This window comes from Nocardiopsis oceani, from assembly GCF_054777395.1.
Genome location: NZ_BAAHAR010000002.1, coordinates 85823 through 105660, shown reverse-complemented (window position 1 = coordinate 105660; position 19838 = coordinate 85823). Strand labels below are relative to the sequence as shown.

Annotated in this window: 16 protein-coding genes and 1 pseudogene; 13 read left to right on the top strand and 4 right to left on the bottom strand. The window is 69.9% G+C overall.

Annotation, left to right across the window (positions count from 1 at the left end):
* The first annotated feature begins 21 nt into the window (after positions 1–21).
* From ACYVDG_RS01490 to ACYVDG_RS01470, 5 genes are all read left to right on the top strand, one after another.
* Positions 22–1044 carry a LacI family DNA-binding transcriptional regulator gene (locus ACYVDG_RS01490; RefSeq protein WP_460746025.1) on the top strand — a complete coding sequence of 341 codons (1023 nt, stop codon included), beginning with the start codon at positions 22–24 and terminating at the stop codon, positions 1042–1044.
* A 785-nt stretch (positions 1045–1829) separates the two neighbouring features.
* Positions 1830–3029 (top strand): four-carbon acid sugar kinase family protein, encoded by a 1200-nt coding sequence (locus ACYVDG_RS01485; protein ID WP_460746023.1) that lies wholly within the window; start codon positions 1830–1832, stop codon positions 3027–3029.
* Positions 3026–4048, top strand: a complete 1023-nt coding sequence (pdxA, locus tag ACYVDG_RS01480) for a 4-hydroxythreonine-4-phosphate dehydrogenase PdxA (protein ID WP_460746020.1) — start codon at positions 3026–3028, stop codon at positions 4046–4048. The genes ACYVDG_RS01485 and pdxA overlap by 4 nt, the downstream gene beginning before the upstream one ends.
* Before the next feature lie 175 nt (positions 4049–4223).
* Positions 4224–5645, top strand: coding sequence for an APC family permease (locus ACYVDG_RS01475; protein WP_460746017.1), 1422 nt, complete (start codon positions 4224–4226; stop codon positions 5643–5645).
* 130 nt (positions 5646–5775) lie between these two features.
* Complete coding sequence (locus ACYVDG_RS01470) at positions 5776–6663, top strand: GntR family transcriptional regulator (protein ID WP_460746015.1); 888 nt, start codon at positions 5776–5778, stop codon at positions 6661–6663.
* A gap of 68 nt (positions 6664–6731) precedes the next feature.
* On the opposite strand, the gene ACYVDG_RS01465 is transcribed toward ACYVDG_RS01470, so the two are convergent.
* A complete protein-coding gene (locus tag ACYVDG_RS01465) occupies positions 6732–7574 on the bottom strand; it encodes a hypothetical protein (RefSeq protein WP_460746013.1) in 843 nt (280 codons plus the stop codon).
* A gap of 230 nt (positions 7575–7804) precedes the next feature.
* Between ACYVDG_RS01465 and ACYVDG_RS01460 the strand changes: the two genes are divergently transcribed.
* Positions 7805–8761: a hypothetical protein gene (locus tag ACYVDG_RS01460; RefSeq protein WP_460746011.1), complete on the top strand. Its 957-nt coding sequence runs from the start codon at positions 7805–7807 to the stop codon at positions 8759–8761.
* 269 nt (positions 8762–9030) lie between these two features.
* On the opposite strand, the gene ACYVDG_RS01455 is transcribed toward ACYVDG_RS01460, so the two are convergent.
* Complete coding sequence (locus ACYVDG_RS01455) at positions 9031–9735, bottom strand: DUF1028 domain-containing protein (RefSeq protein ID WP_460746010.1); 705 nt, start codon at positions 9733–9735, stop codon at positions 9031–9033.
* Positions 9736–10203: 468 nt separating this feature from the next.
* On the opposite strand from ACYVDG_RS01455, the gene ACYVDG_RS01450 reads away from it, so the two are divergent.
* The 6 genes and pseudogenes from ACYVDG_RS01450 to ACYVDG_RS01425 form a co-directional block, all read left to right on the top strand.
* Complete coding sequence (locus ACYVDG_RS01450) at positions 10204–12645, top strand: ABC transporter permease (protein WP_460746008.1); 2442 nt, start codon at positions 10204–10206, stop codon at positions 12643–12645.
* Positions 12646–12695: 50 nt separating this feature from the next.
* Complete coding sequence (locus tag ACYVDG_RS01445; protein ID WP_460746006.1) at positions 12696–13481, top strand: ABC transporter ATP-binding protein; 786 nt, start codon at positions 12696–12698, stop codon at positions 13479–13481.
* A 284-nt stretch (positions 13482–13765) separates the two neighbouring features.
* Positions 13766–14671, top strand: a complete 906-nt coding sequence (locus tag ACYVDG_RS01440; RefSeq protein WP_460746005.1) for a hypothetical protein — start codon at positions 13766–13768, stop codon at positions 14669–14671.
* Between the two features lie 6 nt (positions 14672–14677).
* On the top strand, positions 14678–14914 hold the full coding sequence (locus ACYVDG_RS01435) for a hypothetical protein (protein ID WP_460746003.1): 237 nt from the start codon (positions 14678–14680) through the stop codon (positions 14912–14914).
* A gap of 24 nt (positions 14915–14938) precedes the next feature.
* Complete coding sequence (locus tag ACYVDG_RS01430; RefSeq protein WP_460746001.1) at positions 14939–15193, top strand: hypothetical protein; 255 nt, start codon at positions 14939–14941, stop codon at positions 15191–15193.
* Positions 15194–15696: 503 nt separating this feature from the next.
* A pseudogene (locus ACYVDG_RS01425) lies at positions 15697–15804 on the top strand (hypothetical protein); the annotation flags it as partial.
* A gap of 33 nt (positions 15805–15837) precedes the next feature.
* Here the strand turns inward: ACYVDG_RS01425 and ACYVDG_RS01420 are convergent.
* A complete protein-coding gene (locus tag ACYVDG_RS01420) occupies positions 15838–16056 on the bottom strand; it encodes a hypothetical protein (protein ID WP_460746263.1) in 219 nt (72 codons plus the stop codon).
* A 409-nt stretch (positions 16057–16465) separates the two neighbouring features.
* Here ACYVDG_RS01420 and ACYVDG_RS01415 point away from each other — a divergent pair, with 409 nt between their 5' ends.
* Positions 16466–17647, top strand: coding sequence for a hypothetical protein (locus tag ACYVDG_RS01415; protein WP_460746000.1), 1182 nt, complete (start codon positions 16466–16468; stop codon positions 17645–17647).
* A 144-nt stretch (positions 17648–17791) separates the two neighbouring features.
* Here ACYVDG_RS01415 and ACYVDG_RS01410 read toward each other — a convergent pair whose 3' ends face one another.
* Complete coding sequence (locus ACYVDG_RS01410) at positions 17792–19804, bottom strand: hypothetical protein (protein WP_460745999.1); 2013 nt, start codon at positions 19802–19804, stop codon at positions 17792–17794.
* Positions 19805–19838 lie beyond the last annotated feature (34 nt).

The following is a 19838-nucleotide window of genomic DNA, read 5'->3' as shown; positions in this document are numbered from 1 at the left end:
CGAGAGGGAAACGACGAAGCCGTGACCGAAGACGACCGACCGACCGACCGCCAGGCGCACCGCCGCCCCACGATCAACGACGTGGCCACGGCCGCCGGGGTCTCCCGGGGGACCGTCTCCCGGGTCCTGACCGGCGAGGGCTACGTGAGCAAGGACTCCAGGGCGGCGGTGCTCAAGGCGGTGAGCACGATCGGCTACGTCGCCAACCGGCACGCACGGGGGCTGGCAACCCAGCGCTCCCAGACGGTCGCCTTCGTGCTCTCCGAGCCCCAGCACCGCCTGTTCGAAGACCCCAACTTCAGCATTCTGCTGCGCGAGTGCACCCAGGCGTTGGCCGCCCACGACATCATGCTGGTGCTGACCATCGCCGGGAACGAGGCCGACCGCAAGCGCGTGAGCCGGTTCGTCTCCGAGGGCGGGGTGGACGGGGCCCTGCTGGTCTCCGACCATGCGGGCACGTCCCTGGTGGACGAGCTGCTCGCCACCGGAACACCCCTGGTGGTGTGCGGTAGGCCCTCGGGTCACGGCATCGCCCACGTGGCGGCCGACGACCGCGACGGCGCCCGCCTGATGGCCCAGCACCTGCGCGGCTCCGGGCGCGAGCGCATCGCCACCATCGCCGGGCCGCAGGACACCTCCGGGGGTGTGGAGCGCTTGGCGGGTTTCCACGATGTGCTGGGCGAGGTCGACCAGCGCCTGATCGCCGTCGGCGACTACTCCCGCAGGAGCGGCGAGGAACAGATGCGCGCCCTGCTGGAGCAGGCCCCGGACCTGGACGCGGTCTTCGTCGCCTCCGACCTCATGGCCGCCGGGGCCCTGGACGCCCTGCGCCGCGCGGGCAGGCGGGTCCCCGAAGACGTGGCCGTCGGCGGGTTCGACGACTCCACCGCCGCCGAGAACTGCGACCCGCCGCTGACCACCGTCCGCCAGCCGCTGTCCCGGATCAGCAGGGAGATGGTGCGGCTGCTGCTCGACATGATCAACGGGGACACCCCCGCGGGGATGCTCCTGCCCACCACACTGGTGGAACGCGACTCGGTCTGAGGGGCCGGTGGAGTCCGGGCGGCGGGTTCGGGTCAGCGCTCCCGGGCGGCGCCGGTCGGCCCGCCCCTTCCTGACCGGCGAGGACCGTCAAGGAAGCACCAATGCCGCCTCAAATCCGTTTTCCCCTCCTTCCCCTCGCTGCGACCGCCTCGCCTCGCCCCCTCGCCGACGGGCCTCGGCCACCCCACCCCCGGAGGCGGCCTCCGGCCACCCGTGACCAGGCAAATTCTTCGCCAGGAAAGGGTTACGCCGGACCACCGGGCCTCTATTGGGGCCCATCCTGGAGAGCGGGCCCACGATCCCCTGGCCGTCAATGGCGATGGCTCCCGCGCTCCCCTGCCCGGTTGGGATCCGGCAGCACCTCCGCAGTGGACCCACACCTCATCTCCCTGTGAACTTCTGTGCTCGAGCACTGGACGCCCACAGAGTTGTACGTACAATCCGTACGGACAATCCGCGTACCAGCCGCTGGCCCCGTGCCATTCCGCCGGGCTTCTGCGAACGGATACTCATGCGCGAACCACGGGTCACCGATACCCCTCTTCCCCTGGATGAACAAGATCCCCAGCGGGGTCGTCCTCATCCCCCTGGCACCGGGTTCGGCCATCCGGAACCCTCACCCCCGTGGTGACCACCTGGGCCCCGCGCCGGGCCGGATCCCGGCCGGCGTAGGCCGAGAAAGCCGAAGAACAACAGGCAGGGCAAGAGAAGCCAGCGGAGGAAGCACGCACCGCGGCCGCCGCGGACGACGCGGCCGCGAACGACCAACAGAGAGGTTCCGACCCGTGAACACGTATTCCCCGCCGCGCGCCGCCGTGCTCGCGGACGACCTGACCGGCGCCGGCGAAACCGCCGTCCAGTTCCTGCGCGCCGGTTGGCGGACCGAGCTCCAACTCGGCCCGGCCGCGTCGAACACCGACGTCATCGCGCTCAGCACCGACTCGCGGGCGCTTCCCGCGGAGCAGGCGGCCGAAGCGGCCGCGCACTCCACCCGGCGACTACGCGAGGCCGGGGTCGGCCTGCTGTACAAGAAGATCGACTCCACCCTGCGGGGGCCGGTCCGCGCCGAGATCGACGCGGTCCTGGCCGCCTGGTCCCCCAACGCCGTGGCCGTGGTCTGTCCGGCCTTCCCCGCCAACGGCCGCACCGTCCGTGACGGCGTCCTGCTCGTCGACGGGACCGAAGTGCACCGCACCGCCGTCGGGAACGACCCGGTCACCCCGGTGGCGGAGAGCCGGGTCGCCCCGCTGATCGGCGCCGAACACGTCCAGCTCACCGGGCAGGACCCCGAGGAGGACGCGGCCCTGCTCCGCGCCGCCGCACCCGTCGCCGTCGTCGACGCCAAGAACGACACGGACCTGGCCCGGGTGGCGGCCGCCGTCACCGCGCTCGGGCCCGACGCCGTACCGGTCGGCTCCGCGGGGCTGGCCACCCGGTTGGCGGAGACCTGGCGCCCGGTGGAGGAACCCCCGCCCTCCCTGGTCGTGGTGACCTCGCACCACCAGACCGCCCGCGCCCAAGTGGCCGAGCTCGAGATCGACGAGTGGACCGTCGTGGAGCAGCCCGACCAGGTGGACCTCGCCGACGACGAGGCCTGGCACATCTGGAGCGAGAAGGTCATGGACCGGTTCGACCCCGACACGCCCCACACCGCGCTCGTCGCCCCCGAGGACCGCGACGGCGGCCTCGCCCCGGCGACCGTGGCCCGCAGGTTCGGGGAACTGTCCGCCCGCCTGGCCGACCGGCACGCCCTGTCCGGGTTCGTCGTCGCCGGCGGCGACGGCGCCCGCGCCCTCACGGCAGCCCTGGAGGCCCGGGCCATCACCCTGACCGGCGAGGTCGCATCCGGCATCCCCCTCGGCACACTCTCCGGTGGGCCCCGCCACGGTCAGGCCATCGTCACCAAGGCCGGGGGGTTCGGCAGCCCGACCGTTCTCCTGGAGGCCGCCGACGCGGTCCGCCACGTGAAAGGCAGAAACAGTTGAGCCGCCCCACCCTCGCGGTCACCCTCGGAGACGTCGCCGGCATCGGTCCGGAGATCACCGCCAAGGCGCTGCTCCTCCACCCTGAGGCCCGTGAGTACGCCAGGCCAGTCGTCATCGGCGACGTGGACGCGCTCCGCAACGCTGTCGCCACCGTGGGCGGCGACCCGTGGGCGGTCAACCCCGTGGCCTCACCCGCCGACGCGGCCGACGCACCCGAAATGATCGACATCGTGCAGACCGGCCCCTCGCTCGGCCATGTCGCTCCCGGGGCGCTGAGCGCCGCCGCGGGCGACGGCGCGGCCCGGTTCGTCATCGAGGCGGCCGACCTGGCCAAGCGGGGGATCGTCGACGGGATCGTGACACCGCCCCTGAACAAGGCCGCCATGCACCTGGGCGGGCACGCCTGGCCCGGGCACACCGAGCTGCTGGCACACGAGTTCGGGGTCAGCGAATACAGCCTCGTGCTGTCCGCGGGCGACCTGTCCTTCTTCCACCTCACGACGCACGTCTCCCTGCGCCAGGCCATCGGGGACATCACCCAGGAGCGGACCCTGGAGGTCCTGCGTCTGATGGGCGCGTTCGCGCGCGCCCAAGGTGACGCGGACGAACCCATCGGGGTGGCCGGGCTCAACCCGCATGCCGGGGAGAACCGCCTGTTCGGTGACGAGGACGCCGACATCCTCGCGCCCGCCATCGAGCGCGCCCGCACCGAGGGCATCAACGCCCACGGCCCGCTGCCCGCCGACACGCTCATCCCCGCGGCGGTCAAGGGCAAGTGGAAGCTCGTGGCGGTCTGCTACCACGACCAGGGCCACGCGCCCTTCAAGGCGGTGTACGGCGGCGACGGTGTCAACATCACCGCCGGTCTGCCCGTGGTGCGGGTCTCGGTCGACCACGGCACCGCCTTCGACATCGCGGGCAAGGGCACCGCCCGGGAGGCCGGCCTGGTCCTGGCGATGCGCCGGGCCGCCGAACTCGCCCCCGGGTGGGGGCACGTCTGGCAGGCCACCGGCATCTGACCTCGGTCGTGTCCCATGGGGCGTTTCGCCCCGCTCCACGGGGGGCGGGCCCGCCGCGACGGTGTCGGCGGGCCCGCCCCCACGATCCTGACCCAGTGCCGCGGCGGGCTTCCAACCCCACCATGCCACGTGTTTCCATAGCCGACCACCACAGGCGCGATGGTTGGAGCCCTCCATGACCGACACCAGCACCGGATTCGTCAAGGTCCTCGGCAGGGGGGACGTCCTCGCCCTGGCCTTCGGCGCGATGATCGGCTTCGGCTGGATCCTCCTGACCGGCGACTTCATCAATGCGGCGGGCAGCGTCGGCGCGGCCTTGGCGTTCGTCATCGGCGGCATCATCATCGCTTTCGTCGGCCTCACCTACGCCGAACTGGTCTCAGCCATGCCCCGTGCGGGCGGCGAACACCACTACGCCATGCGTGCGATCGGCCCCAAGGGCGCGGTCGTCGCTTCGTGGTCCATGGTGCTGGGCTACGTCTCCGTCGTCGCTTTCGAGGCAGTGGCGATCCCCGAGACGCTCGTCTACCTGTTCCCGGACATGGAGGCCGGGTACCTGTGGACGATCGCCGAGTACGACGTGCACGCCAGCCTCGTCGCGGTCGGCGTGATCAGCGCGATCCTGATGACGTTCATCAACTACATCGGCATTCGCCCCTCAAGCGTCTTCCAAGTGATCGCCGTGCTGTTCCTCCTGGCCGTGGGAGCCGCGATGCTCACCGGCTCGTTCGTCGGCGGCTCCACGGAGAACATGCAGCCCCTGTTCACCGGCGGCGTTCCCGGGATCTTCGTGGTTCTGGTGGCGGTGCCGTTCCTGTTCGTCGGCTTCGACGTCATTCCCCAGTCGGCTTCCGAGATCAACCTGCCCTACCGCCTGGTCGGTGCGCTCCTGGTGATCTCCGTGTTCTGCGCCACCGCCTGGTATGTGATGATCATGCTGACCGCCGGTTCGGGCCTGTCCCCCGCCGGCCTGGCCGACGCCGAACTCGCCTCCGCCGACGCTATGGCCGCCCTGTGGAACAGCCCCGCCATGGGCAACGTCCTGGTCCTCGGCGGCATCGCGGGCCTGCTCACCAGCTGGAACGCCTTCCTGATCGGAGGCAGCCGCCTCGTGTTCGCCATGGCCCAGTCCCGAATGCTCCCCATATGGTTCGGCCGCGTCCATCCCCGTTTCCGCACGCCTGCCAACGCCATTCTGTTCATCGGGGCGCTGTCGTTGATCGCCCCGTTCTTCGGCGATCCGATGCTGAACTGGCTGGTGAACGCGGGCGGGTTCACCATCGTCATCGCCTACCTGACGGTGGTCGTCAGCTTCCTGGTGCTGCGCCGCCGCGAACCCCGCATGGAGCGACCTTTCACGGTGCGGGCAGGTGTGCCTGTGGGAGTCATCGCGCTGGTGCTGTCCGTCGGCCTCTTCAGCCTGTACCTGCCGGGTATGCCTGCCGCACTGCTGTGGCCCAACGAGTGGGTCATGGTGCTGGTGTGGTGGATCGCCGGAGCAGCGCTCATGTGGCGCCTGCCCAGGGTCAGGGCCGGGTCGGACACGGAACAGCGCCTGATCGAGGCCATGGACGCCCGGTCCAAGGGCACCCGCTAGCCCCCGGTCGGACCCGGAGTTCTGCCGGACGGGAGACCGGCCAGCGGTGTGCGGGCCCGGGCCCCAGTGCCTCGAGCGGGCCCGGAAGGCCTCGGCGTAGACGGTGTTCGCGTGTCCCACCCGTTCTAGAATGGCCGCCATGCCAGTCGACCGCTCCGGCCACCGGCCTCTGCACGCCCAGGTAGCAGACGTTCTGCGGGCGGAGATCCGAGACCGTTCGATCCCGCCCGGTGACGCGCTCCCCAGCGAGGCGTCCCTGCGCGAGCGTTTCGGGGTCTCCCGCAGCGTCGTCCGCCAAGCCCTCGCCACCTTGGAGGACGAGGGGGCCGTCCGCAGGACCCGGGGCCGGGCCCCGGTCGCCGCGGTGCCCACCGAGCACCACCGGCTCGTGCAGCGGGTCACCGGCCTGTTCGACCAGTTCACGGCCGAGGGCCTGAACCTGGCCACCGCGGTGCTCTCCCTCGATCCCGCCCGCGCCGGAACCCCTTCGGCCGTGCGCCACCTGGGCACGCGTGAGCTGCTGCGCCTGGAGCGCGTCCGCTACGTGGACGGCGAGACCCTGTCCTACGTGCGCACCTGGCTGCCGGCCGCGCGCTTCGCAGGCCTCGACGCCTCGCTACTGCGCGACTCCTCTTTGCACCGGCTGTTGGAGACCCGCTTCGGGGCGGTGCCCAGCAGCGGCCGCAGACAGATCCGCGCCGTCCCGGCGGACCCGCGCATCGCCGCGGAGCTCGGGGTCGACGACCGCGACCCGCTGCTCCTGTTGGAGGGCGGCACGTTCGACCAGCACGGCACCCCGCTGGAGTGGTTCGAGAGCTGGCACCGCTCGGACCGGGTGGTCTTCGACATCGAGGCAGCGGGCGCCGCCGACCAGGTCCGGATCGCGCCGGGTCCACCCCTCGTCAGCCCTCCGGTCACCGGAAACCGCGCGGGGGCGGAGACCGGGCGGGGCCTGGACCGGGCCGTGGAACTCGCCGCGGAGCTGCGCGCCGAACTCGACCGGCTCCGGGACGGCTGACGGCCCCGCCCCCGGGAGGGGCGGGGCCTGGAGATGTCAGCGGGGAACGGAGTCCTCGGACCGGGCGGTCAGGTGTCCCGGATGGCGCTGCACTCCTCCTCGTCGCGCGCGCTCTCCAGGTCGTAGGCGTCGTCGGGGGCCCCTCCGACGTCCTCACCTTGCTGTTCCTCGTCGGCGTAGGCGGGGGCGAAGGTGTGCTCGTCCAGCAGGCAGTGCGTCGGCCCCACGGCGCGCCACCAGTTCGGGAAGGCCTCCCAGGTGCCGTCACCGGGGTCGTAGAAGGAGACCTCCCCGTAGTGCGAGGTGACCAGGCGCACCGACGCCGACGCACCGGGCCGGGCGACGGGGTGGACGATGGTGTACTCGGTGTGCACCGCCAGGTAGTCCTGCCCCAGCTCGTCCCGGGCCGTCTCGGCCCACATGCTGCCGTCCACCTTCACCACGTCGCCGATGGGCTCGGCGGTATTGGGTGCGAGGTTGAACGGGACGTGCCGGCTGTCGAGGTCGGGGTCCTCGTGCCCGTGGTGTTCCAGGTACCAGTCCAGCGCCTGTTCGGTGAGCAGTGCGGTGAACACGCTGTTGTCCTCGTCGAAGACCGCGTCACGCTCCAGGTAGACCGCTTCCAGGTACTCCGCGGTCATGTCGTAGGCCTCTTGGACCCGGTCGCCCGGGTACTCCCCGACCTCCCCGACGGACGCCGCCTCAGGGGTTTCGAAGCCCTCCGCGTAGTCGTCGGCCTCGGTCCCGGAGAACGGGTCGTCCCGGTCGACCTGGTCGACTTCGGGTTCGGAGAGCCGGTTGGCCGTACTCGAGGCGGCCTCGCCCAGCAGGTCTTCGACAGGGGCGCAGGCGGTCAGGGCCAGGGTGGTGGTAAGTGCCGCACACAGGGTCAGCCGTGCGGTGGATGACATGGGGGATGCTTTCTTGTCTGTGGGGGATTGGAGCTCGGACCAGGGTATACAGGGATCTCCGGCCTTGAAGAACCGGGTTTCCCTGCCCGGCAGACCGGTGGCCCGAACGCGAGAGGCGGAGGCGCGCCCGGCTGTGTCCGTTCCCCACGCCGGTGCCGCGCCGCGGCCGACGGCACCCCCACGGCACCCCGCGTACAGCCACTTTCCCCTTCCCCACCCCCAGGAGCCCGATGCGATTCACCATGGACGGCCAGGAGTTCCAGCTCGACCGCACGCTGGTGGAGGCGCGGCTGGCGGGGCGCACGCCCGAGCGGCTCACCACCCACTGGGTCGAGATCGGTGGCCGGCGCTGGCCGCCCAAACAAGCCCTCGAGGTGGCGCTGGGTGTCTCGCGCACCCGCTTCACTTCGAAGACCGCGCTGCGTCACCTGCGCCGGCTGGACTTTCCCGCCAGCGAGCATTCCACGCCCGCTGCGGGCGCCCCGGGCCCCGCAGAGGCGGCCCGGAGCACCCCGGTGGTGGCCGAGGACACCCCGGACCCCGCCGAGGCCTTCCGGCTGCTGGCGGCCGTCAGCGGCGCCGAGGGCCTGACCTCCACCATCGGCTGGTTGGAGTCGCGGCTGCACGGAGCGGAATCCGGCGCCGTCGGTGAGCTGGCCGACCGGTCCGGCCTCCACTCTGACGTGCTGGCCGCCGCCTTGGTCGTACGTCGGCACATGGGGCGGCTGAACGACGTCATCCACGCGGCGACCATCCTCCAGGCGCTCCCCCTGGTCCTCGAGGAGGGGGAACGCATCAGTGTCCGGCCCTCTCTCGCTGCGGGCAACGACCCCAGCCGCCCCTTCGATGTGGAGACCGACCGCCGGGTGGCGGAGTTCAAGGTCGCACAGTGGAAGGGCTCCGATGCGATGCGTCAGCGCACGGTGTTCCAGGACCTGGTCCACCTGGCCTTGGACCGGTCCGGGCGCCGGGCGCAGCTGTACGTGGTCGGGGAACGGCCCATCAAGTTCCTGCGGACGAGCACCGCCAGCACGGAGTGGGCGCTGGGCCGGTCGGCGCCGGCTCTTCGGAAACGCTTCGAGGAGGAGTACGGCACCGCCCGGATCGAAGTGGGGGACTTCACCCGTGGGCACGCCGGGCACGTGGAGCTGGTGGACCTGTCGACGATGATCGCCCCCCTGGTCTGAGCCCAGGCCGACGGACCCCCGGGACCTGGGGTGCACCGGCTGGTCGCGTGGCCGCAGGGGGAAGCGCCGGGAGCCAAGGTGTCGCCGGGGCGCGGAAGCGCAGTCCGCGATGGATACCGCCTGGGCGGTTTGTGATACTGGTGTGGCCCCACAGCGGGTTCCCGGCGACCCCGCACGTCGGAAGCGGCCGCACGGTCGAAAGCAGCCGTGCAGGCCTGCGCGCCCCACCCCCTACCCCAAGGAGATCCCCGCCCGGACAGCCGTGCCGGTCAGTGCTGGCCGGTGTCCAGCAGCCGTTCGAAAGTACCCACCGGGTTCTCGCGCGTCGGTAGGGCCTCCACGAACGGCAGCAGCTCCCGCTCGGCGACCCCGTGGACCCTGCGCAGTTCGGCCACCGGGTCGTGGTGCTCGTCCACGCGCAGGTCCAGGTACGGGTACGGGTTCCCGGTGTGCACGTACAGCGCCGCGCTCTGCTTGCCGCGCCGGTCTCCCCCTGCGGCCTGCCCCGCCTCCAGGGCGCTCAGCAGCCGCTCACCCAGCGTGCCCTCCGCACGGGACTCCCCGGCCGATTCCCACCGCTCAGCCATCGCGTCGAGCGTGGCGGCGCCGGTCAGGATGTTCCCGGCCACCGCATAACCGTTCCCGGTCCGGTGACCGCTCCACGGGTGCGTCTGCGCCCCGGTGTGCGCGGCGGCGCGGCCGTTGCCGTCGACCACCGCCACCTGCCGCGAGTCCGCGTCCGGGTCGGCCCCGAGGACACGGCCGAGCGCGTCCTCGGCGGGCTGGGACCGCAGCAGCTCCAAGGCGTCCACGCCCAACAGGGGATTGATCAGCGCCTGCGTCGCCACCGCTCCCGCCTCAGCGTGCGCGAAGACGGACAGCGCACCGATCGCCGGCATCCGGCTGCTGACCGCGACTCCGCACGTCCCGGTGGCGGTGTCGTACGCGACGATCGAGAAGGTCCCTGCATACAACCGGCATCACTCTTGCTGTCGGTGCGCCCGGCCGCGTGCTTCCGGTGCGCTCGGTTCGGTGGAAGAACTCCCGCGACCGCGCACAACGGAGGCAGGTCCGGCAGATGTTACCGCCGGTGCCGCTGCTCGCCGACGGCCCCCCTGCACGGTCGGCGGCCCCTGCACGGTCGGCCCTGGCCCGGCCCGGGGGTCGGACTCCGGCAACGTCAGGGTGTCCCCCACCGAAAACTGGGGCCCTTCCCGGATGTACGCCGACGGGCACGAATCTAGATTGAACGGTATGACGGGCACCGTCCCCAGTCCGCAGGTGAGCGCCGAGCCGCCGGACAGGGTTTCCCCAGGCGCACAGCCGGTGAGAGCACCCCGCTTCCGGGCTCCCTCCCAGGCCCTCTCCCGCACCCCCTACCTCCCCCTGGTCCACTCCTCCTTCCTTCCCCCTGTCCCGCTTCCACGGTTACTGAGCCCGCGATGAGGCGGCCGGACTCCCTGTACCTGCGCCACGCCGCCAACGACCTGACCAAGAACAAGGCGGTCAGCGTCGCACTCGTCGTGGTCCTGACCCTCAGCGCGTTCCTCATGGCCACCGGGGCCATGGTGATGGAACGCCTGGTCGGGTCGGTCGACCAGCTCTTCGAGGAAGCCAAGCCCCCGCACTTCCTGCAGATGCACACGGGCGACCACGACCCCGAAGCCCTGGAGCGGTTCGCCTCCGAGCACCCGGAGATCGAGGCCTGGCACGTCGTCGACATGCTCGGCTTCGACGGGCCGACCGTCTCCTGGCAGCGGCCCGCCACCGGCGAGTCGGGGGACCTGTCCGACAGCCTGGTCGACAACCTCTTCGTGACGCAGAACGACGAGTTCGACTTCCTGCTCGACGAAACCGGTGGTATCGCCCGCCCGGCCGAGGGCGGGGTCCACGTCCCGGTGGCCTACCAGGAGAGCTTCGACCTGGAGGTCGGCGACGAACTCCGGATCCGGACGGACACCGGCCACCACGACCTGCGTATCGAGGGCTTCGTACGCGATGCGCAGATGGCTTCCTCCCTGTCCTCGGCCACCCGGTTCCTGGTGTCCGAAGCCGACTTCGCGGCGCTGGAGCGGGCCGGAGGCGGCGACCCCGAGATCATCGCCGAGTACCGGTTGGCCGACCCCTCCGACGCGTCGGAGTTGCAGCGCGCCTACGAGGCCGACGAGGCCCTGCCGAAGAACGGCCAGGCGGTCACCTTCCAGATGATCCGCATGGTCAACGCGTTCAGCGACGGCCTGGTGGCGGTGGCCTTGGTGTTCGTGAGCGTGCTGCTCATCGCGATCGCCCTGCTCAACGTGCGCTTCGTGATCCGCGGGTCCCTGGAGGACGAGGTGCGCGAGATCGGCGCGATGAAGGCCATCGGCCTCCCCGACAGGTCGATCGCGGGCCTGTACCTGGCCAAGTACAGCGTCATGACCCTGTTCGCCTGCCTGGTCGGCGGCGCCCTGGCCCTGGTGGCGACCGACCTGCTGACGCGCGGCATCCAGGTGAACTACGCCGAGGCGCCGACCGGCCCCCTGACGTTCCTGGTACCCGTCATCGCGCTCACGGTCGTCTACCTGTTCGTCATGGCCCTGTGCCGGGGCGTCCTGCGGGGTGTGCGGAGGATCCAGGTCGTGGGTGCCCTCGTCCACGGCAGCACCCTCGACGAGCGCCAGACCGCCCGCCGGGCACGGAGGCAGGCCAGGAACGCCCGGCGCGGCGGCCTGACCTCGTACCGCGGCGTGGGCGCGGGTACGGGCTTGGGCACGGCCATGGGCTTGGGCGTCAGCGGGCGCCTGGCCTGGTTGGACCTGCGGGCGGAGGCCCGGCAGTGGGTCCTGATCCCCATGGTCTTCTTCCTGGCGGCCGTCCTCATGACGCTCCCGATGAACCTGCTGAGCACCTTCGACAGCCCGCGCTTCGTCACCTACCTGGGTGCCCCGCAGAGCGATCTCCGGGCCGACCTGCAGTTCTCCGACGACGTCGACGCCGTACGCGAGGACGTGCTCGCGGACATGCACGCCGACGACAAGCTGACGGACGTGCGCGTCTTCGCCCAGGTGCTGTATGAGGCCGAGGGCGAGGAGGGGTGGCAGAGCATGCGGGTGGAGGTGGGCGACCACGCCGAGGGCACGGTCGAGTTCATCGAGGGCGGGCCGCCCGGGTCCGGCCAGATCGCGCTGTCGGCTCTGAACGCGGAGCGGTACGGAGTCGGCGTCGGAGATGAACTGGCCCTGCGCGACGGCGGCGGCGAGCCAACTGCGACCGAGGTCAGCGGCGTCTACCAGGACGTCACCAGCGGCGGTTACACGGCCAAGGCCCAGGGTGAGCAGGAAACCGGTGCGGCAGCGTACGTCGTCTACGCGGACACGGTCGAGGGGGCGGACCCGACCACCGTGGCCGCCGACTACCGCGACCAGCATCCGGCTGCCTCGGTCGTGCCGATGCGGGAGTACGTGCAGCAGACGCTGTCGTACGTGACCGGTGCCTTCCAGAGCGCCGCCGTGCTGGCCTTCGTGTTCGGGGTCGGGGTGGCGGCGCTCATCACCACCCTGTTCCTGAACCTGCGGCTGACCCGGGAGCGCCGCAGGATGGGGGTGCTGTCCGCCCTCGGTTTCTCCACCGGCGAGATCATCACCCAGGTCAGGGCCAAGATCCTCCTGGCGATGGTGGTCGGCACGGTGGCCGGCCTGGCGTTCGCGGCCACGGCCGGGGAGTCGTTGGTGGGCCTGGCCGTCTCGCTGGCGGGGCCGGGGATCGTGGACCTCGCGTTCATCACCAATCCGCTGATGGTGTACGCGGTGTTCCCGCTGGCGCTGGTCGGCTCCGGATACCTGGGTGCGGTGGTGCTCACCGCACGGCTGCGCGGCGCCGACAAGAGCTCGTGGCTCAGGGGCTGAGCAGAGCCAGAGGTTGAGCGGAGTTTGAGGTAAGGAAAAGAGGAGCGCACATGTCACAGGTCGACGAGCTCACGTTGGAGTCGCGGGCGCTGAGCAAGACCTTCCACTCCACCGAGCCGCCCACGCAGGTCCTCAGCGGGATCGACTTGTCCGTGCGCAGGGGCGAGTTCCTGGTGGTGATGGGGTCGTCCGGTTCCGGGAAGTCGACGCTGCTGTACAGCGTCAGCGGCATGGACCGCCCGACGAGCGGGAGCGTCCTGCTGGACGGGCGCGACCTGACCTCGCTGAACGATACGGAGATGAGCCGGGTGCGGCTGACCCGGATGGGGTTCGTGTTCCAGCAGGCGTACTTCCTGAGCAACCTCAACGTCCGGGACAACATCCTGCTGCCCGCGCTCAAGGCGCTTCCTAGGAAGGCGGGGTCGCGGGAGAAGGATGCCGCGATCAACCGCGTGGACGCGCTCATGGCGCGGTTCGGGATCGAGCACGTGGGGCGGCACGGCATCACCCAGGTGTCGGGGGGCCAGTTGCAGCGCGCCTCGATCTGCCGGGCGCTGGCGTGCGAGCCAGCCATCCTGTTCGCGGACGAACCGACGGGTGCGCTGAACAGCTCCATGACGACCGAGGTGATGGACGCGCTCACCGATGTGCACCGGGAGGGCACGACGCTGGTCATGGTGACCCACGACCCGGCCTGCGCGGCCCGGGCCGACCGGGTGATCTACCTGAGGGACGGTTCGGTGGTCGACGCCCGAGAGCTGGGCGCCTGGACCGAGGAGGCGGCGTCGGGCAGGGAGGACGACTTGCTCGCGTGGCTGCGGGAGCTGGGCTTCTGAGTGCGGCCGTTCTCGCGATGATCTTGCCCCTGTCTCCGCCCTCGACGGCCGAGCGTGGAGCTGGGGGCAAGGTCATCGGGGGTTGGGGCGGGTTTTCCATAAGCAACGGGGGACGCCTGGCGGTTTCGATCCCGGAGGAGCACCGTTGACGCATGGACTCACACTCCACCTCCTCGCCTGCCCCCAATCCCGCACCCTGCTCGGCCCTCACGCGGGCATCCCCCTCAGCCCCAGCCCGGGCATCCTGTTCAGCCCTCACCGCCGCACTCTCCTCGGCCCTCACCGTGGCTTCAGATCAGTACGGACTGGTCAGCTGGCCCCAGGTCAGGGACGCCGGACTCGCCAAGAACGACGTCCGCCGCCTGCTGCGCAACCGCACGTGGGGACACCCCTATACGGGTGTCTACTCCGTGCGCGCCCTCCTGGACCGCGACAGCCCGGATCGGCACCTGCGGTCAGCTGTGATGGCCGCACAACTGGCGCTCGGACCCGAGTCCTTCGCCGCCGGAGAGACCGCAGCGCTCCTGTGGGGAATGCAAGGGCTACCGGCATGGGACGGCCACACACTGCACATGGTGGTGCCCGGTCTGGGCCAGCAACGCCACGTCCACAGCATCGCGCTGCACACGTGGAAGGTCCGGCCAGGAGAGGTCATCACCGACGGCCCCCTCCGCCTGACCACCCCGGGCAGAACCCTGCGCGACACCCTTCTCCGGGTAGGGCGGAAGACCGCCGTGTGCCTGATGGACTCGGCGCTCAACCTGCAGCTGATCCGCCAGGAGGATTTCGAGCACCTCGAGCACGCCAACCGCGGACGCCGCGGGTGTGTTCGAGTCCGGCGGTGGTGGCCCCTGGCCGACGGCAGGGCGCAGAGCCCGTTGGAGACCCGGGTACGTCTGGCCTGCGTCGACGGAGGGCTGCCGCCCACAGACCTCCAGCGCCGCTTCGTCGACGGTAACGGCAGGCTCATCGGCGTGGTCGACTTCTGGTGGGAGCACCTCAAGGTCATCGGCGAGGCCGACGGCATCGGACCGCACAGCCTCCCCCAGGTCCTTGCGCGGGACCGCGAACGGCAGAACGCACTCCAGGCGTGGTATCCGGGGGTGCGCATCGTCCGCTTCACCTGGCAGGACCTCAAGCGCCCCGGATACATCCTGGCCACCGTCACCCGGGCCGGATCCGTACCCTAAGCCGCGATGATCTTGCCCCTGTCTCAACCCTCGACGGCCGAGCGTGGAGCTGGGGGCAAGGTCATCGGCTGTCAAGGGGCGGAGGCCGCCCCGTGCGACGCGCGGGTGGGCGCCGGGGTCGAGGCAGATGAGGACCGCGAGGACGCGCAGGTACACGGCGGGCAAGGCCAGGTCGGTGCCCAGAACCTGGTGGGCGCTGTTCCAGAGCAGGTTCAGCGCGTCCTCCGTGAGCGCAGTGCGTAGCGGATCCCACTTCACCGCGTCGTGGTGTTCCAGGACCTCATCCGTGAGCTCCTCGGGCACCCTGTTGATCAGCTTGGCGCCCTGATCCACGGCGTTCGCGATCTCGATGAGCAGGTCGCACCAGAAGTGCCCCGCGATCGCGCGACCGTACTCGGCGCGGGTCGGGGGTTCCTCTTCGCCCTGCCGCTTGGCGTGCTGCCAGAGCTTGTCGTCGAAGATCTCCTCGTTGAGCGCACGTCCGAGACGCGCCACCCGCTGGACCCTGGCTCCGTCGGCTGACAGCCAGGAAACCGCGCCCGCCACGACCACGGCGCCGCCGGCCTGCCGCAGGTATTTGGTAGGTGTCAGGTGCCCCTTCTTCTCGAAATGGCGCTTCTGCTCCCACCAGCGCTCCTGCGCGGGTTCACGTAGTTCCCTGACACCCTCCTCGCCGCGACGGGCCCGTTCTACGTGGCCACTCCAGCCGTGGAGGCTGCTTCCACAGGTGGAGCAGACGCACGCGAGCTTGGTGGCAGTCTCACATCGTTTGTTGTGCTGACTGGTGCGCGGCACGGAACCTCCGGGGGTAGGGGGAGACAGCTCCGGATCAGATGAGCCGCTCCCCACACTCCCCGTGAAGGGCTGGTACCCGGCACCCCGAACGGGGCCACTCTCCTGTGGCCGTCACGGCACGGATCCCTTGCCTCGCAGGGGTTTTCGCCGTCCGGATCCCCAGCCCGCACATGCCCGGCCACTGACCGGATGTGACTGGTAGTGCCGAGGACGAGGAGGGATGGCAGAGCATGCGCGTGGAGGTGGGCGACCACGTCGAGGGCACGGGCGAGTTCATCGAGGGCGGGCCGCCCGGGTCCGGGAAATCGACGCTGCTGTACAGCGTCAGCGGCATGGACCGCCCGACGAGCGGCAGCGTCCTGATAGAGGGGTCACCAGCCAGGGGCGCCAGGCCGCACGTCGGTGTCCAGAAGAGGGACGACACAGGTTCCGCCGACCCGCCGGAGCAGTTCGACCTCGCGGGCGAATCGGGCACGGAACTCGGGAGTAGCCGCCAGGTCACCGTGCACGGTCTTGACCGCCACCGCGTCGCCGTTCGGTCCCACACCTGCGAACACCACGCCCATGCCGCCGGATCCCAGCCTCGCCACCAGCCTGTACGATCCGATGCTTCGCGGCGCGTTCGGGGGCAGTTCCGTCGCCGTGTCGGGGAGTCGCAGTCGCAGAACAGTGCTCTGGTCAGTCATTTTCCTTTTGTGTCCGGTCCATGTGGGGGAGTTCAGCGTGGCGCCAACGCTAACAGCCGCCGTTATCACGATCAGCGGGCCCCGTGCCGCGGTTCTGGAGGGGACAGCCGGATCGAGCCGTTGCTTTCGGATCTGGCGCACTTCACCAGGCACCCTCCCCGAAGCCACGCAGCAATAAATGCGGACCACCGAAAAGTACGTACTCCCACGTGCGGCACCGCTCCGTGCGTATGATGCTCGGGCACCGCGGACCCCTGTCCCTGTCCTCGTTTCTGAGATGCCTGACGCAAAAGGACTATGGATGCGCTTGCCCATGAGCCCGCTCCCCCACCCCCGCGCGGCCTCCGCCCCGGCTATCGCCGCGGCTGCCTCCCTTACCTTGGTCACGGCCTGCGCGTCGGCAGAGGAACCGGACGAAACCACCGCCGCCGACCCGGGCGTCAACGAGGCCGACGCCGCACCCACGGGGTTCACGGACCACTCAGGGTTCGTGGTCGCCGCCTTGACGGGCGTTTCCTCCGGAGAGGGCGGGCGGGCGCAGGAGGTCGTCCTGACGGTCCACGATCCCGAGGAGGGCACGCAACGCGCCAGCATCACCGCCGGGGAGGTCTCCGCCCACGGTTCGATGGCCCAAGGTTCACTGCGATTCACCCAGGACTTCTCCCACGTGGCCTACTTGGAAGAGCAGACCGACGAGTCCGACCTGCTCGTGTACCGGCTCGAGGGGCAGGAGCACGAGGCCGAGCTGATCCACCGGATCGAACCGCCCAGCGACAGCATCACCGGCGGGTACAGGCTCGGAGGGCTCTCCTTCCAGCCCGACGGAGAGCGACTCTGGTACGCCGTCTACGACAGCGACGACGAGGCCGAACTCCGCTCCATCGGCATGGCCGAAGAGGAGGAACCGAAGGACGAGGGGACGGCGGAGTTCCCCAACTGGACCTTCGACACCGACGGCGAGCTGGTCGAGTTCCAGACCGAGACCACGGAGACCGAGTTGGACCGGGGATCCGCCTCGGTCGAGTACTTCACCTACGGGCAGACCTTCTCCCCCAGCGCGATCGACTTCACGGCCCCCGGCGCACGCCACGGCGAGCAGCTCCAATACCGCACCGTGCAGCAGCTTGGTGAGGACGGGGAGTACCTGGCGGGCGGGAAGCTGAGTCAGCGCGGCAGCCAAGGCGACGAGCACGAGTGGGGTCCGCTCATGCGGCTCACCCTGAACGAGTCGGGTGAGGTCGAGGCCCACGAGACCGTCATCCCGGAAATGGAGAGGCACGGGGTCGACGGTCTCCAGGTCTCACCGTCCAACGACGCGGCGGTCATCCTGGCGTCGAACCGCAACGCCGGCAATACGTACGCCAGGGACACCGACGTCTACTTCGTCGACCTCGACGACCCAGACGACCCCCGCCTCCTCGAGACGGTGCTCCCGGAACGCGAATCCGCATCCGACACGGATGCCTCCGTCAGCATCGTGGGCTGGCTGGAATAGGGCGTCCCGGCGGGTTCGGGTGCGTCTGTGTCTCCCTGGTGCGGGTTCGCGCCCGGGACACACAACGGCGCCAGCAGGGACCAATACGTCCGTTCCAGGGCAGCCCCGCATGGTTCTGTGTGCACCAGCCCCTGGAAACCACCGTCACCTGCCCGTCTCACGGAAGGGTTCGTGTGCGGTGTAAAGCCGTGTCAACAACCCGTACACGGCCCTGGAACCCTGATCGACCCCGTGACGCTCGCACCACTCGACGACCGCCCGTCCAAGCGCGACGGTACGGCGGCTCGCCTCGGCGCTGCCGAGCCGCCTCTCGGTGCCCGCGATCGCCGCCACGAAGATTCGGGTGACCAGTGCGAACCTGGCTTCAGACGTCAGAACGCAGGACACCCACGGGCCGACCGCCTTCAGCGTGACCTCATCGACCCGTTGGCCGAGGGCCAATCGCCACATGTCCGCGGCAAGACACATCGTCCTTTCGGGAAGGTCACCTGACGCGGACTCGATCCTCAGCAGGAGCTCGGGCACCCCGCCTTCGGCGCGGGCCAAGCGATCGGTGACGAACCGGTGAGCGATCTCCCGGCGTTGGACGGGAACGCCCGCGTGGCTCCAGTCATCCACAACCACCCGGACGACGTCGAACAACCTTTCAGTGTCCTCGGCCATCTCGTCCAGCGCGTCGAGTGCGGCCTCGCGTACCTTCACTGAGTCCGCCTGAGCCAGCCATTTCAGGCGGAACAGTGCGGAGACGGCGTCGTCACGGCTGTAAATGGCGCAGGCCGTGGCCACCACAACGGCGTGTTCGTCCGTCTTCGGCTTCCTCGCCCAGTCGTAGAGTTTTCGCCGCATCTTGCTGCCGAAATCAGGCCAGGAAGCGACTTCCGCGGCCAATCCCGCCACGGCCCTCCTGGGGGCCTTCCCCTCCATCCACTCGTTGAGTAGCTGAATGGTCAACTCGGGATCGTTCCTGCGCAGTGCCAGGCCGACCCAGGCGTCGCGCACCGCGTCGAGGCACTCTTTTGGGTGCTCTGCCGCGATAGCGTCGGTCCAGGCCAGCAGTTCCGTGTGGATCCGCGGCAGCTGGGACCACACGTAGTCAAGGACAGCGGCCGCGTATTCGGGCTTGGTGAACCGTACCCGGCCGTCCTTGCCGCGTTCGGCCCCGACGAGCCTGAGCGTGGGTTCCACACCGAGACCGGTGAGACCACCGGCGTCACCCTTCTCGACCCGCAGCATCGGGGCCAGAGTGTCAGCGGCGCTGAGTACCCTTTCGCTGTCCAGTCCTTCGAACGCGGCGACGGAGATGAGGACGATACGAGTCCACGCGGCTTCGGGTCCGCCCCTGTGTTCGTCGAACCACCGGTCGAGTTCGGCTTTCCAGTCGCCGTAGATCCCGATGGCCTCGTTGATCCACGTACTCATGATCTCGTGTGTGTCGCGTGCGGCGTGGGCCCGGAGCCCGACGTTGGCCATACGGACCGCGTCCGCGGGTGACGCCTTGGCCATGAGCGTCTTCACCTGCGGCCATCGTGCCAACGCCTCGATGCCCTCGGCATCGGGGAAGTACTTGAGATGCTCGGCGAGTACGTCGATGGCGTGGGGCCGGTCCACCTGGAAAACCGGTGCGTCGGGAAAGGCGGTGTCGTACGTTCCCGGCGGGGTGATGACGGTCAGCGCGGAATCGTGTCCGTCCAACTTCTGCCTCAGCTCTCTGATCGCGTCGACGACCCGCCCGTCAAGGCTCTTCAGCATGGTGAGGTCGACGATGTAGCCGGCGCCGGGGATCAGTTTGGTCCTGCTCAGACGGCTGTGCGGTGTCTCGTCCGGGTTGTCGTTAACCTGACCGAACTGGACTTGGTGGACCTGAAGGCCACACGACGTGTGCAGCGCTATCGCCGCAGTCTCCCGTCCGCTGCCGGGCTCACCGACAAGGACTGCCCAGCGCCGGTCCTTGAAGAGCTCAACGAAACGCTCATAGGCTTCCCTCGACGCCGGGTGGAAGGTATCGGCCAGGTACTTCTGGTACTGCCAGCTCTTCGCTTCCGGTTCCAACCCCTCCGCGTTGTACTGGTAAATGAACAGGTTCCCGTGTAGATGGCCCAGCTGCACCATCTTGAGGAACTCGACCGGGTTATTGAACACCGCGGAGTTGTTCACCATCGCGGTCTCCTGCGCGACCATTTCCCTCCAGGTC

Coding starts and splice junctions, on each gene's coding strand:
- ACYVDG_RS01475 (WP_460746017.1), top strand. CDS start 4,224: ATGACCGACACCAGCACCGGATTCGTCAAGGTCCTCGGCAGGGGGGAC.
- ACYVDG_RS01470 (WP_460746015.1), top strand. CDS start 5,776: ATGGCCGCCATGCCAGTCGACCGCTCCGGCCACCGGCCTCTGCACGCC.
- ACYVDG_RS01465 (WP_460746013.1), bottom strand. CDS start 7,574: ATGTCATCCACCGCACGGCTGACCCTGTGTGCGGCACTTACCACCACC.
- ACYVDG_RS01460 (WP_460746011.1), top strand. CDS start 7,805: ATGCGATTCACCATGGACGGCCAGGAGTTCCAGCTCGACCGCACGCTG.
- ACYVDG_RS01450 (WP_460746008.1), top strand. CDS start 10,204: ATGAGGCGGCCGGACTCCCTGTACCTGCGCCACGCCGCCAACGACCTG.
- ACYVDG_RS01445 (WP_460746006.1), top strand. CDS start 12,696: ATGTCACAGGTCGACGAGCTCACGTTGGAGTCGCGGGCGCTGAGCAAG.
- ACYVDG_RS01435 (WP_460746003.1), top strand. CDS start 14,678: ATGATCTTGCCCCTGTCTCAACCCTCGACGGCCGAGCGTGGAGCTGGG.
- ACYVDG_RS01415 (WP_460746000.1), top strand. CDS start 16,466: ATGAGCCCGCTCCCCCACCCCCGCGCGGCCTCCGCCCCGGCTATCGCC.
- ACYVDG_RS01410 (WP_460745999.1), bottom strand. CDS start 19,804: ATGGTGAACAACTCCGCGGTGTTCAATAACCCGGTCGAGTTCCTCAAG.